General features: G+C 71.3%; 10 protein-coding genes. 3 read left to right on the forward strand and 7 right to left on the reverse strand.

What is annotated here, in order from left to right; genetic code table 11:
- Positions 1-154 precede the first annotated feature (154 nt).
- From ACLBWP_RS15465 to aroA, 4 genes are all read right to left on the reverse strand, one after another.
- Complete coding sequence (locus tag ACLBWP_RS15465) at positions 155-2,317, reverse strand: oxidoreductase (protein ID WP_447655832.1); 2,163 nt, start codon at positions 2,315-2,317, stop codon at positions 155-157.
- 4 nt (positions 2,318-2,321) lie between these two features.
- Positions 2,322-3,158 (reverse strand): SDR family oxidoreductase, encoded by an 837-nt coding sequence (locus ACLBWP_RS15470; RefSeq protein ID WP_447655833.1) that lies wholly within the window; start codon positions 3,156-3,158, stop codon positions 2,322-2,324.
- 82 nt (positions 3,159-3,240) lie between these two features.
- The gene (locus ACLBWP_RS15475) at positions 3,241-4,410 is read right to left on the reverse strand and encodes an acyl-CoA dehydrogenase family protein (RefSeq protein WP_447655834.1); all 1,170 of its coding nucleotides are present in this window, start codon (positions 4,408-4,410) and stop codon (positions 3,241-3,243) included.
- Positions 4,407-7,634, reverse strand: coding sequence for a 3-phosphoshikimate 1-carboxyvinyltransferase (gene aroA / locus ACLBWP_RS15480; protein WP_447655835.1), 3,228 nt, complete (start codon positions 7,632-7,634; stop codon positions 4,407-4,409). The genes ACLBWP_RS15475 and aroA overlap by 4 nt, the downstream gene beginning before the upstream one ends.
- A 120-nt stretch (positions 7,635-7,754) precedes the next feature.
- Between aroA and ACLBWP_RS15485 the strand changes: the two genes are divergently transcribed.
- The gene (locus ACLBWP_RS15485; protein ID WP_447655836.1) at positions 7,755-8,894 is read left to right on the forward strand and encodes a glutamate--cysteine ligase; all 1,140 of its coding nucleotides are present in this window, start codon (positions 7,755-7,757) and stop codon (positions 8,892-8,894) included.
- A 69-nt stretch (positions 8,895-8,963) separates the two neighbouring features.
- On the opposite strand, the gene ffh is transcribed toward ACLBWP_RS15485, so the two are convergent.
- Positions 8,964-10,514 carry a signal recognition particle protein gene (gene ffh, locus ACLBWP_RS15490; RefSeq protein WP_243564246.1) on the reverse strand — a complete coding sequence of 517 codons (1,551 nt, stop codon included), beginning with the start codon at positions 10,512-10,514 and terminating at the stop codon, positions 8,964-8,966.
- A 137-nt stretch (positions 10,515-10,651) separates the two neighbouring features.
- On the opposite strand from ffh, the gene lipB reads away from it, so the two are divergent.
- A complete protein-coding gene (lipB, locus tag ACLBWP_RS15495; RefSeq protein ID WP_447655837.1) occupies positions 10,652-11,323 on the forward strand; it encodes a lipoyl(octanoyl) transferase LipB in 672 nt (223 codons plus the stop codon).
- Positions 11,320-12,303, forward strand: coding sequence for a lipoyl synthase (lipA, locus tag ACLBWP_RS15500; protein WP_447655838.1), 984 nt, complete (start codon positions 11,320-11,322; stop codon positions 12,301-12,303). Before lipB ends, lipA begins: the two co-directional genes overlap by 4 nt.
- Positions 12,304-12,425: 122 nt before the next feature.
- On the opposite strand, the gene ACLBWP_RS15505 is transcribed toward lipA, so the two are convergent.
- Both ACLBWP_RS15505 and ftsY read right to left on the reverse strand, forming a co-directional pair.
- Entirely contained in the window at positions 12,426-12,584 is a 159-nt protein-coding gene (locus tag ACLBWP_RS15505) for a hypothetical protein (RefSeq protein WP_243564243.1), read from the reverse strand.
- Positions 12,585-12,642: 58 nt separating this feature from the next.
- Positions 12,643-13,512, reverse strand: a complete 870-nt coding sequence (ftsY, locus tag ACLBWP_RS15510) for a signal recognition particle-docking protein FtsY (protein WP_447655839.1) — start codon at positions 13,510-13,512, stop codon at positions 12,643-12,645.
- Positions 13,513-13,569: the final 57 nt, after the last annotated feature.

Consider the following 13,569-nt stretch of genomic DNA (forward strand, 5'->3'; position numbering starts at 1 on the left):
TGTGGTTGAACCGGAACCGCGGGCGTGGGGGCACGCGCGGTGGAAGCTCGAATGAGATCGTCATCCGCTGGATAGAGGGTCGAGCGGACACGATTCGACCGTTCATTCTTGCAGATGTCGGGGCCAGAAGCGAGCCAGCGACCACGGCGCGGCGCTACGGGGCGAGGGAACGGACCGCTTCGAGGGCCTCGGACGTCGCGCGGACCGCGTCGACACTGCGCGCGTCGCGGGCGCCACCGACCACGGCGAACGGCACGCCGGCCGCCTGGAGGCCCGACACCAGTCCGCCAGACCCGTCCAGCGGGCCGTCGGTCGCGTCCGGCTGTCCGTCGGTATCGTCCCCCGCGCCGTCGACCGAGGACTCCTGTCCGGCGCAGACCACGACACGGTCGGCCGGGACCGAGCGCTCGACGCCGGCCTCGTCGCGGATCCACAGGGCACCCGGTTCGATGCGCAGGTACTCCTGCACGCCGCCGACCAGGTGCACCCCCGCGTCACGGAGCCGTCCGAGGGCGACCCACCGCGAGGTGAGCCCGACCCCCTGGCCGAACTTGCCCGAGCGCCGGAGCACGGTGACCTGGTCGCCGGGACGGGTCGTCCGCACGGCGGCCGGCTGGCGCTGGGGCAGTGGCCCGAGCACGTCGTCGGCCACGGTCACGTCCCACCGCTCGGCGAACGCCCGCGCGCGCAGCGACTCGTCCGGCGACTCGGTCAGGAACGCCGCGGTGTCCACGCCGATGCCGCCGCCACCGATGACCGCGACGGTGCCCGCGGGGACCCCGTCGCGGAGCGCCTGCTCGTACGTCTGCACGTGCGGCAGCTCGGCGCCCGGGATGTCGACGGTGCGCGGGACGACGCCCGGCGCCAGCACGACGGCGTCGCTGTCGGTCAGGTCCGCGGCGGTCGCGGCTCGGCCCAGGTGGACGGTCGCCCCGCGCTCGGCGAGCTCGGCGCGTGCGGCGCGGACGGTCGCCGCGTAGTCCTCTTTGCCGGGGATCAGTGCGGCCAGGCCGAACTGGCCGCCGAGCTCGTCAGCGGCCTCCCAGAGCGTCACGCGGTGCCCGCGGCGGGCGGCGTCCACGGCGGCGGCCAGTCCGGCCGGTCCCCCACCGACGACGTCGACCCGCCTGGGCTCGGACGTCGGCCGGACCGGGAACGCGACCTCGCGGCCGGCGCGGGGGTTCACCAGGCACGACACCGGTGCGCCGATGATCGAGCGGTCCAGGCACGCCTGGTTGCAGCCGATGCACGTGTTGACCAGGTCGAACCGACCCGCGACCGACCGCGCGACGATGTCCGGGTCGGCCAGGAACGGTCGCGCCAGTGCCACGGCGTCGACCAGCCCGTCGGCCAGCACGGCCTCGCCGTCCCGCAGGTCCGTCATCCGGTTCGACGCGATCACCCGCACGTCGGGGTGCTCCGACGCGCGGACCACCCGGGCGATCCGCGAGGCGTAGGCCAGCCAGGCACCGTGTGGCACGGCGGCCTGCACGGTCGGCGTCCTGGACTCGTGCCAGCCGATGCCGACCGAGATGCCGTCGAGCCCCAGGGGCAGCAGGTCGTGGACGAGCGCGTCGACCTCGCCGTCGGTCGTCGAGCCCGGCATCAGGTCGGCGCCGGACAGGCGGATCGTCACGGCCAGGTCGGGCACCGCCGCACGGACCGCCCGCACGACGGCCACCGCGAACCGCCGACGCTTCGCCGCCGTGCCGCCCCACGCGTCCGTCCGCAGGTTCGTCAGCGGCGAGCAGAACTGGTTGATCAGGTAGCCCTCGGACGCCATGATCTCGACGCCGTCGAAGCCGATGTCCCGGGCGCTCCGTGCTGCCGCGGCGAAGTCCTCGACGGTCTGCTCGACCTCTGCCGGGGTCAGCTCGGTCGGGATGACCCCACGTGCCGCTGCCCACGGCAGTGCCGACGGGGCGACCGCGCGCTGGGGTTCCCCGTGCCGGTCCACCATGCCGCCGACCAGTGCGTACCGGCCAGCGTGGAACAGCTGCGCCAGGATCGTGCCGCCCTCGTCGTGCACCGCCTGCACCGCGACCCGGAACCGCTCGTCCGCGCCGTCGACACCGAACACCGCGAAGTCCGGGCCACCGCGCGCCTCGTCGCTGATCGCGATGCCGCCGGTGATGATGCACGCCGCCCCGCCCGCAGCGCGCTCGCGGTAGAACGCCGCCAGCCCGGCACCGCCGTCGTCGTGCACCTCGAGCCCGGTGTGCATCGACCCCATGACGACCCGGTTCGGCAGCGTCAGGGGTCCGAGCGTCCAGGGCGAGGCGACGACGGCGAGGTCCGGGACGGCGGCGGTGCTCATGCCCCTACTCTGCCCCAGCGGGCGCCGCGGGGAGCACGGCGTCCCGGAGCGGCGAGGTCGTGTCGGCCCAGTACGGCGGTGCGATGACGGTCAGCCCACCGTCCACCGACAGGGTCTGGCCCGTGATGTACGACGCCTTGTCGGACAGCAGGAAGTCCACGGCGTCGGCCATGTCGTCCGCGGTGCCCGGGCGCTGGAGCGGCAGCTTCTCGATCACCGTCTCCATCGGCGCCATGCCCGGCACCGCGTTGTAGAAGTAGTCCAGCGAGTCGGTGTCGATGAGCCCGCCGTTCACCGCGTTGACGGTGATCTGCCGGGGGCCGTACTCGACCGCCATGTACTTCGTGTACGCCTCGGTCATCGCCTTCGCCGCGCCGAGGGCCGCGTAGGTCGGGAACGCACGGAGCGACCCGTACGAGGTCACGACGACGATCCGGCCGCCACGGTCCATCAGCTCGGCGGCACGCTGCGCGCCGAGGACGAACGAGCGGGCGTTCGTGGCGTAGCTGCGGTCGAGGTGGTGGAGCTTCAGCTGCGCGACGGGCTTGAAGGCACTGGCGGCGGCGTTCGCGACGAACATGTCCAGCCGGCCGTAGGTGTCCCGCACCAGGTCGAACAGCGCGTCGATCGACTCGGGCTGTTCGATGTCGACCTGCGCCGTGATGCCGTCGCCGCCGGCGGCCTTGACATCGGCGAGGGACTGCTCGGCCAGGTCGGCGTTGCCCTTGTACGTCACCACGACGGTGACGCCGCGCTGGCCGAGCTTCTGCGCGAGCAGGCGGCCGATGCCGCGGGAGGCTCCGGTGATGAGCGCGATGGGTGCGGTGGTGGAGTCGGTCACTGGGGTCCTCTACGTGGGTGGTGGCGGACGGGAGGCCCGTGGCGGGCCCGCCACGGGCCTCCCGTTGCGTTCTGGGGTGCGGCTAGAAGCCGGCCTGGCCGGTCACGACGGCGCGGCCGACGACCAGCTTCTGGATCTCGTTCGTGCCCTCTTCGAAGCGCTGCGCGCGGGCGTCACGGTAGACGCGCTCGATGGCGTTGCGCTTCCAGTAGCCCTGCCCGCCGTGCACCTGCAGGGCCTTGTCCGTGACGCGGGCCAGCATGTCGACGGCGACCATCTTCGAGGCGCTCGACAGCGTGCCGGCGTCGGGGCGGCCCTCCTCGTACGCGCGGGCGGCCTCGAGCACCAGGGCACGGGCTGCGGCGATGTCGGCGTAGTTCTCGGCCAGGTAGAACTGGATCGCCTGGCGGGTCGAGAGCTTCTTGCCGAAGGTCTCGCGCTCGTTCGCGTACTCCACGGCCAGCTCGTTCGCGCGCTCTGCCAGCCCGACGGCGCTCATCGCGACCGACACACGGCTGGGCAGCAGGAAGCCACCGAGGGCGACCTCGAGCCCCTGGCCCTCGTCGCCCAGGCGGGCGCTCGCGGGGATCGGCGTGTCGGTGAAGCGCAGGATCGCGTGGTCGGTGCCGCGGATGCCCATCGTGTCGGAGTCGTCGATCACCTCGGCCCCGGGCAGCCCGGAGTTCGGCATCAGGAACGCGACGGTGCCGTCCTGGCCCGTGGTGCCCTCGAGCCGTGCGGCGATCAGCCAGTAGTCGCACTTGACGCCGAACGTGATGAGGTGCTTCTCGCCGTTCATCACGTACGTGTCGCCCTCGCGACGGACCGTCGTGCGGATGTCCGCGCCCGTGCCGGCCGTGGCCTCGGTGAGGGTGAAGGCGACCAGCTTGTCGCCGGCCACGCTGGGCTTGACGACCTGCTCGATCTGCTCGGGGGTGGCGTAGGGGGCCATGGCGCGCCACGTGCCGTTGATGACGTGCACCAGCATCCGGATCGAGGCGTGCGAACGGGACACGATCTCCATCACCTCGAGGTAGCGCGAGAACGGGATGCCCCGGCCACCCAGCTCGGGCGGCGCGGCCAGGCTCAGCCACCCCTTGTCCTTGAGTTCCTGGAACAGCTCGGGCGCGACCGTGCCGGTGCGCTCGATCTCGTTCGCCCACTCCTCGCCGCGGCCCCGCACCCACGCGGTGACCTCGGCCTTGAGCTGCGCGAAGTCCTGCTCGACCGCGGGTTCCGTGACCATCGTCATCGTTCGTTCTCCTTCGTCGTCACGAGCGCCGCCGCGTGCTCGCGCAGGACGTTCTTCTGGACCTTGCCCACCGCGTTGCGGGGCAGTTCGTCGAGGTACTCCAGCCGCTCGGGCCAGTAGTACCTGCTGACACCGGCGTGCTCGAGGTACCGCTGCATGGCGCCGAAGTCGAGCGGCTCGTCGGCACGGGCGGACACGACGTACGCACAGGCCCGCTCCCCCAGCCGGTCGTCGGGCATCGCGACGATGGCGACGTCGGTGACGAGCGGGTGCTGGTACAGCAGGTTCTCGATCTCGACCACGGGGATCTTCTCGCCGCCGCGGTTGATGACGTCCTTGATGCGACCGGTGATGGACAGGAAGCCCTTGGCATCGACCTTCGCCAGGTCCCCGGTCCGGTACCAGCCGTCCTGGGTGAAGACGTCGTCGGTCAGGTCCGGTCGGTCGAGGTACCCGTCGAACATCGTCGGCGAGTGCAGCTCGAAGTTGCCCTCGGTGTCCGCCGGCAGCTCGTTGCCCTCGTCGTCGACGATCCGCAGCCGGATGCCGGGCAGCGCACGACCGTCGTGGCCGTACGCGTCGGCCGGGTCGTCCGTCGGGCTGGACAGCGCACCGAGACACGTCTCACTCGTGCCGAACGCACCCAGGATCGCGGTGCCGAGCACCGTCGATGCGCGCTGGGCGAGCGCACGGGGCACGGCCGCGCCCGTCGGCACGAAGACCCGCAGGGACGCCGGAGCCGGTGCACCGGCCTCGACCAGGTCGACCAGGTCGGTCAGGAACGGGGTCGCGCACTGCACGAAGGTCGCACCGGCGACGCCGAACGCCTGGTCGAGCGCGGCACGGCCGTCCCACACGGGCTGGATGACCTGGGCGGCGCCGAGCCGGAAGGCCAGCAGCATGCCGTACAGGAACCCGGTCTGATGCGCCAGCGGGGACGGGATGTAGATGCGGTCGTCCTTGGTCAACCCGGACTGTGCCACGTGCATGGCCGTGGCCAGGCCCAGCGTGCGGTGCGGGTGCTGCACGCCCTTCGGCTCGCCCGTGGTGCCCGAGGTGAAGAGCAGCTGGCAGACGTCGTCGGGCGTCGGGGCGTGCGCGGTGATCTGCTCGACGTCCACGTGCACGCTGCTGAGCGCGGTGTCGTAGTAGCGCCAGTTCCACTCGCTGGCGGCGACGCGCGCGGACGCGTCGGCGGGCAGCGGTGGCTGGTTCGTGGGGGTGTCGCCCTGGCCGCGCGCCTCGGACCGGATCACCACGACGTGCTCGACGGCGAGACGGCGCTGCTGGGCCGCCGCCTCGTCGATGACGTCGAGCAGTTCGAGCGCGGGGCGACGCTTGCGGAAGACGTTCGGCAGGAACACCACGCGGGCGCGGGACCGGGCGAGCGTCATGGTCGTCTCGCGCGGACCGAACACCGGCATGATCGGGGTCGCCACCGCGCCGATCTGGATGGCGCCCAGGGTGATCGCGACGAACTCGCGCCAGTTCGGCAGCTGCATCGCGACGGACTCACCGCGGCGGACGCCGAGTTCGAGCAGCAGCGCCGAGACCCGGTCGGCCTCGTCCTGCAGCTCGCGCCACGTGGTGTCCACCGGCTCGGGGCCGCCGACCTCGATCACCGCCAGACCGTCGGGCTCGGTGTGGGCCAGGGCGCGGACCCGCTCGCTGAGGACCAGTGGGTCGGCGTCCACACCGGTGCGCTCGGACGGTGCGTCCACGCCGGGGCGTGCCGACCGGGCGTCCACGCCGGTGCGTGCGGACGGGGCGTCGTCTCGGGCGGCCCGCGTGGGGTCGTCGCCCAGGTCGGTCGTCTGGTCCGGCACGTCGGCACGCTCGACGCGGCCCGCGCGCTCGTCGGCTTCGGCCGTCGCGGCGAGCGCGTCGCCGACCTCCATGTCGAGACCGACCGAGTTCATCGCCTCGAGGAAGGTGGGGTACGAGATGCGGTAGGCGCGGGGGTAGGTCAGCGCGGACACGCCGTCGGCCCGGGATGCCGCGACGGCGAGCGACATGAGGACGCGGTGGTCGTTGAACGAGGACATCGACGCCCCGTGCAGTCCGCCGGCGCCGACCCCGGTCACGCGGAGCTCGTCCGCTCCCTGTTCGGCGCGACCGCCCATCCGGTTCAGCTGCAGCATCGCGGCGACACGGTCCGACTCCTTGAGCCGGATGTGCGCGACGTTCCACAGCCGGGTGGTGCCCTCGGCGAAGGTCGCCATCGTGGACAGCACCGGCAGCAGGTCGGGGATCGGCTGGCAGTCGATGTCGAGCGGTCGGAGCGGGGAGCCGTCGTGCTCGATGCGCACGAACCCGGTCTCGTCGTCGATGCGCATCGGGACGCCCATCGCCGTGGCCAGGTCGAGGAACTCGCTCTCCGGGTGGTCGGTGTCCGCGGTGCGGAACGAGGTCATGCCGCGCAGCAGCACGTTCGACCCGCGGATGCCGGCGGCGGCGATGCCGAACGCGGCCGAGCCGATGTCCGGCGGGATGACGTAGTCGTGCGGCGCGGCCTGCTGGCCCGCGGGGATGCGGTACTCCAGCCAGTCGTCGGAGACCTCGACGCGCAGGCCGAACTCCCGCATCATCCGGACGGTCAGTTCGACGTAGGGCTGTTCGTTGAGCCGGCCGCCGGTGACGTGGATGCGGGTCTCGTGGTCGGCGAACGGCGCGACGAGCAGCAGCCCGGAGATCCACTGCGACAACGTGCCGGCGATCTGCACGTCGCCACCGCGCGGCCGTCGGGGCTGGACGGTGACCGGCGGGCAGTCGTGCGTGGCCTCGAGCTCGATCCCCATCTGGGTGAGCGAGGTCAGCAGCGCCTTGATCGGTCGGCGCTGGAAGTACTTCATCCCCGACAGCGTCATGGGCTTGTCGGCCAGCGACGCGAGCCCGGTCATGAAGTACAGCGTCGTGCCCGAGGATCCCATGTTGAGCAGGCCGTCGGCGCCGCGCGAACCGTGGTCGACGACGTCCGTCGCCTGGTACCGACCCCCGAGACCGGTGACGTGGTAGGCGTTCCCCCGGCGTCTGATGTCGACGCCCAGGGCGCGGAGCGTCCCCACGGTCCACTCGACCTGGCGGGTCGAACTGATCCCGGAGACGATGCTGGTCCCCGGCGCCAGTGACGCGAGGACCAGGGCGCGGTGCGCGTGGTACTTGGAGACGGGAACGTCGAGTTCCCCGATGAGCGGTGCGGACGTCCCACGAACGACCAACTGCATGCGTCCTTCTTCCCCTTCGGCTGCGCTTCTACGGTAAACCCGGTGGGGAAGTGCTGAGAACCGGAACCGCACGATCGGGACGGGCGTTGGTTGTGCGTGTCCGACAAGGAGCCGGGCAGGATGTACAGCATGGACATCCGCTTCACCGAGTCCCGCCCGTCGACCATCGGCGTCGAGTGGGAACTCCCGCTGGTCGACCGGGACACCGGGGACCTGGCGCCCCGGGCCCCCGCGGTCATCGCCGCCGTGCACGAACGCCTGGGCGACCGCGAGAAGGTGACCGAAGAACTGCTCACCAACACGGTCGAGGTCGTCACCGGGGTGCACGACACCGTCGCGGGAGCCACCGCGGAGCTGTCGAGCACGATCGGCGAGGTGATCGACGCCGCCGCACCCCTCGACGCCCAGGTGATGTGCTCCGGCACCCATCCGTTCGCGGTGTGGGACCAGCAGGAGATCACCCCGGACAGCGAGCACTACACGACGCTGATCGACCGCACGCGCTGGTGGGGACGGCAGATGCTCATCTGGGGTGTCCACGTGCACGTCGGCATCGACGACCGCGACAAGGCCATCCCGATCATGAACGCGATGCTCGCCTACGTGCCGCACCTGCAGGCGTTCACCGCGTCGAGTCCGTTCTGGGGCGGCACCGACACCGGGTACGCGTCGAACCGGGCGCTCATGTTCCAGCAGCTCCCCACCGGCGGTCTGCCCCCGCAGCTCGGTGCGTGGGCGAACTTCGAAGAGGTCGTGGGTGACCTGACCCACACCGGTGTGATCGAGGGCGTCAAGGACCTGCGGTGGGACATCCGACCGTCACCGGGGTGGGGCACGCTCGAGAACCGGGTCTCCGACGGCCTGTCCACCCTGCACGAGGTCGGGGCGGTCACCGCGCTCGTGCAGTGCCTGGTGACGGCGTGCTCCGACCGGCTCGACGCGGGCGAGACCCTGCCGACCATGCAGCCGTGGTTCGTCCGCGAGAACAAGTGGCGTGCGGCCCGCTACGGCATGGACGCCGAGATCATCATCAACGTGGCCGGCGACGAACGACTGGTCACCGACGAGGTGCACGACCTGGTGACCCGGCTCGACCCGATCGCCGAACGGCTCGGGTGCGTCGATGAGCTGCACCACCTGGACACGATGATCGAGCGGGGGGCGTCGTACCAGCGGCAGCTCGTGGTCGCGCAGCAGCACGACGGCGACCTGCGCGAGGTCGTCCGCCACCTGGTGCGGGAGTTCGCCGACTCCCTGTAGGCAGGCAGCGACGGACGGGAGGCCCGGTGCCAGCTGGCACCGGGCCTCCCGTCCCGCGCGCGGTCGCGGTCAGCGACCCAGGAACTTCTGCAGGCTCGCGAGCTCTTCCTCGGTGGGGGCCTTGCCGTTCTTGCCGCCGCCCAGCCCGAGCCCCGACCCCTTCGGGGTCTGCTGCGGCGCGGCGGGGGCGCCGGCGGCGAGCGCTGCGCGCTTGGCCGGGTTGCCGACCTTGGCCTTCTTCTTGCCGCCCTGCTGCTGCTTCTTGCCGCCGTGCATGCCGGGGATCGGTCCCATGCCCGGCATCTGCGGCACGCCACCGCGGGCGACCGTCTTCATCATCTTCGCCGCCTGCTCGAAGCGGTTCACGAGCTGGTTGACCTCGGTGACGGTCGAGCCGGCACCCTTGGCGATGCGCAGACGACGCGAGCCGTTCAGCAGCTTCGGCAGCTCGCGCTCCTGCGGGGTCATCGACTGGATGATCGCCTCGGTCCGGACGATCTCGCGCTCGTCGAAGTTGTCGAGGGCTTCGCGCATGCCCTTGGCGCCCGGGAGCATCCCGAGCATGCCCTTGATCGAGCCGGCCTTGCGCAGCTGCTGCATCTGCTGCAGGAAGTCGTTCAGCGTGAAGTTGTCGGTCGCGATCTTGTCGGCGACCTTGCGCGCCTCTTCTTCGTCGAAGGCGCCCTGCGCCTGTTCGATGAGCGAGAGGATGTCGCCGAGGTCGAGGATGCGGCTTGCCATGCGATCCGGGTGGAACGGCTCGAAGTCGTCGAGGCCCTCACCGGTGGAGGCGAACATGATCGGCCGGCCGGTGATCGACGCCACCGACAGCGCAGCACCACCGCGGGCGTCACCGTCGAGCTTCGACAGGACGACACCGGTGAAGTCGACGCCCTCCTGGAACGCGCGCGCCGTGGTGACGGCGTCCTGACCGATCATCGCGTCGATGACGAACAGGACCTCGTCCGGGTCGACGGCCTTGCGGATGTTGGCGGCCTGCTTCATCAGCTCGGCATCGACACCGAGACGACCGGCCGTGTCCACGATGACCGTGTCGTACTGCTGGTCGACCGCGGCCTTGATCGCGTTCTTGGCGACCTTGACCGGGTCGCCGACGCCGTTGCCGGGCTCGGGTGCGAAGACGTGCACGCCGGCCTGTTCGCCGACGACCTGCAGCTGCTGCACGGCGTTCGGACGCTGCAGGTCCGCGGCGACGAGCATCGGGGTGTGGCCGTCCTTCTTGAGCCACTTGCCGAGCTTGCCCGCGAGCGTGGTCTTGCCGGCGCCCTGCAGGCCCGCGAGCATGATGACCGTCGGCGGACGCTTGGCGAACTCCAGGCGGCGCTGCTGGCCACCGAGGATGCCGACGAGTTCCTCGTTCACGATCTGGACGACCTGCTGCGCCGGGTTGAGCGCGCGGTTGACCTCGTCGGACAGGGCACGCTCACGCACGGATGCGGTGAAGGCCTTGACGACCTCGAGCGCGACGTCGGCGTCGAGCAGGGCCCGGCGGATCTCGCGGACGGTGCCGTCCACGTCCGAGGGGGAGAGTCGTCCCTTCGTCCGCAGGTTGCGGAAGGTCTCGGTCAGCCGATCAGAGAGGGATCCGAATTGCGCCATGATCCCCCGATTCTACAGGCCCCGTCCGCGCCCGCCCCACGCGCGTCCAGGAGCGCGTCGAGGGACACCCCCGCTCGCGCCCGACACGACCAGACCGGTTGTTGGACGGCGTCCAGAAACCGTCGTACGCTCAGCACATGCCGGAACTCCAGGTCGTCCGCCCACCGGGCCTGCTGCCGTACGCCGACGGCCTCGCCCTGCAGCGCACACTGCACGCCGACGTCGTCGCGGGCCGCTCCCCCGGCGCGCTGGTGCTGTGCGAGCACCCGTCCGTGTACACCGCGGGGCGGCGCACCGAACCGAGCGACCTGCCCACGAACGGCGCCGACGTGGTCGAGGTCGACCGCGGCGGCCGGATCACCTGGCACGGCCCCGGGCAGCTGGTCGCCTACCCGATCGTGCGGCTCGCCGAACCGCTCGACGTGGTGGCGTGGGTACGCGACCTCGAGCAGGTCATCCTCGACGCTGCCGCCGCGGTGGGCGTGCTGGCCGAACGGGTCGAGGGACGCAGCGGCGCCTGGGTCAGGACGGGGCAGACGCTCGCCAAGGTCGGCGCGATCGGCCTGCACGTCGCCGAGGGTGTGACCAGTCACGGCATCGCGATCAACTGCGACAACGCGCTCGATGCCTACGCCGCCATCGTCCCCTGCGGCATCGCCGACGCGGGCGTCACGACGCTCGGCGCCGTCGCCGGACGGACGGTCCCCGTCGCCGAGGTCGCCCAGGTCGTCGCCGTCCAGGTCCAACGGGCGGTCGACGGCATGCACGCTGGCGTCCGCATCAGCACCCCGGAAGAGGTCCCCGCATGACACTCGCTCCCGAAGGCCGCCGCATGCTCCGCGTCGAGGCCCGGAACGCCGCGACGCCGATCGAGACCAAGCCTGCCTGGATCAAGACCCGGGCGACCCAGGGCCCGGAGTTCCGCGAGGTCTCCGCCCTGGTCAAGGAGAAGCAACTGCACACCGTGTGCCAGGAGGCCGGGTGTCCGAACGTCTTCGAGTGCTGGGAAGACCGCGAGGCCACGTTCCTGATCGGCGGCTCGCAGTGCACCCGCCGCTGCGACTTCTGCCAGATCGACACCGGCAAGCCCGAGCCGCTCGACCGCGACGAGCCCCGCCGCGTGGCCGACTCCGTCGCCGACATGGGCCTGCGCTACGCCACGGTCACCGGCGTCGCGCGGGACGACCTGGACGACGGCGGCGCATGGCTGTACGCCGAGACCATCCGCGCGATCCACCGGCAGTCCCCCGGCACCGGCGTCGAGATCCTGGTCCCCGACTTCAACGGCCGCCCGGACCAGCTCGGCCAGGTGTTCGACGCCGCGCCCGAGGTCTTCGCCCACAACGTCGAGACGGTCCCGCGCATCTTCAAGCGGATCCGCCCGGCGTTCCGGTTCGAGCGGTCCCTCGACGTCATCACGCAGGGGCACGACGCGGGCCTGGTGACGAAGTCGAACCTGATCCTCGGCATGGGCGAGGAGATCGCCGAGATCGAGGACGCCCTGCAGCAGCTGCGCGACGCGGGCACGGACATCATCACGTTGACGCAGTACCTCCGCCCGTCGCCGCGGCACCTGCCGGTCGCGCGGTGGGTGCGGCCGGACGAGTTCGTGGCGCTGCGCGAACGCGCCGAGGGCATGGGGTTCGCGGGCGTGCTCGCCGGCCCGCTCGTCCGGTCCTCGTACCGCGCCGGCCGCCTGTGGGCGCGTGCGACCGTCGCCCGCGGCGGCACCGTCCCGGCACACCTGGCACACCTCGTGGACGCCCCGGTCGGCCGTCAGGCCGTCTGAGCGGCGCGGCCGGGCGTCGGGACCCGGCCGCGGACGGACGGGAGGCCCGTCACCAGCTGGTGACGGGCCTCCCGTTCGGTGCCTGGTCGCGTCCGGCGGTCGCGTCCAGTGGACGCGACGGATCAGACGCGGCTGCGGACCTGCCGGACGATCCAACCGACGATCGCCAGGACGATCAGGATCAGGCCGATGAAGAGCAGGAACTTGAGCGCGGCGACGAAGATCCCGCTGAAGAGCAGGACGAGGCCGACGACGATCGCGATGATGAGCAGTGCTGGCATGGGGAACTCCTTCCGACGTACCTGGACGATCCCTGTACTGCGCAGAACCTACCCGGATCTAGCCCACCAGGTTCTGCACGAACACGTGCGGGGTGAAGCCGGTCAGGTCGTTGATGCCCTCGCCCTGGCCGATGAGCTTGATCGGGATGCCCGTCTTCTCCTGCACACTCAGCACGAACCCGGCCTTCGCGGACCCGTCGAGCTTGGTGATGACGAGTCCGGTGACCCCGGCACCCTCGATGAACGCCTGCGCCTGGGCGAGCCCGTTCTGTCCGGTTGTCGCATCGAGGACCAGCAGCACCTCGGCGATCTCGGTCTGCTTCTCGACGACGCGCTTGATCTTGCCGAGCTCGTCCATGAGACCGGCCTTGGTGTGCAGCCGGCCCGCGGTGTCGATCACGACGATCTCGATGCCGTCGCGCATGGCCTGCTCGACGGTCTGGTAGGCGACCGACGCCGGGTCCTGCCCGGGCTGCGACGGCCGCACGACGTCGACGCCGGCGCGCTGGGCCCACGTCGCGACCTGCTCGACCGCCGCCGCGCGGAACGTGTCCGCCGCACCGACCAGCACCGTGCGGTCGTAGGTCTTCAGGAACTTGGCGAACTTGCCGATCGTGGTGGTCTTGCCCACGCCGTTGACGCCCACGACCAGCACGACGGCCGGCCGGGCGCTGAGCTTCAGCGTGGTGTCGAGCTTGGAGAGCCGCTCCTCGAGCACCTCACGCAGCATCCGCTGCAGGTCGGCCGGGTCGGTGGTGCCGTACCGGTCGACGCGCGCGTGCAGGTCCTCGATGATCTCCTCGGAGATGTCCGGGCCGAAGTCCGCCCCGATGAGCGCCGCCTCGAGGTCGTCCCAGGTGGTCTCGTCGATGGTCTTCCGCTGGAAGAGCCCGCGCAGCCGGGAGGACAGTGACCAAGAACTCGCCATGTTCCCAGCTTAGGGGCGGACGCATGGACGACCGCCCCGGTAGCATCGTGATCACGA

The sequence above is a fragment of the Microbacterium sp. M1A1_1b genome (genome assembly GCF_053345565.1).

Coding starts and splice junctions, on each gene's coding strand:
- ACLBWP_RS15505 (WP_243564243.1), bottom strand. CDS start 12,584: ATGCCAGCACTGCTCATCATCGCGATCGTCGTCGGCCTCGTCCTGCTC.
- ffh (WP_243564246.1), bottom strand. CDS start 10,514: ATGGCGCAATTCGGATCCCTCTCTGATCGGCTGACCGAGACCTTCCGC.
- ACLBWP_RS15465 (WP_447655832.1), bottom strand. CDS start 2,317: ATGAGCACCGCCGCCGTCCCGGACCTCGCCGTCGTCGCCTCGCCCTGG.
- ftsY (WP_447655839.1), bottom strand. CDS start 13,512: ATGGCGAGTTCTTGGTCACTGTCCTCCCGGCTGCGCGGGCTCTTCCAG.
- ACLBWP_RS15475 (WP_447655834.1), bottom strand. CDS start 4,410: ATGACGATGGTCACGGAACCCGCGGTCGAGCAGGACTTCGCGCAGCTC.
- lipB (WP_447655837.1), top strand. CDS start 10,652: ATGCCGGAACTCCAGGTCGTCCGCCCACCGGGCCTGCTGCCGTACGCC.
- ACLBWP_RS15485 (WP_447655836.1), top strand. CDS start 7,755: ATGTACAGCATGGACATCCGCTTCACCGAGTCCCGCCCGTCGACCATC.
- aroA (WP_447655835.1), bottom strand. CDS start 7,634: ATGCAGTTGGTCGTTCGTGGGACGTCCGCACCGCTCATCGGGGAACTC.
- lipA (WP_447655838.1), top strand. CDS start 11,320: ATGACACTCGCTCCCGAAGGCCGCCGCATGCTCCGCGTCGAGGCCCGG.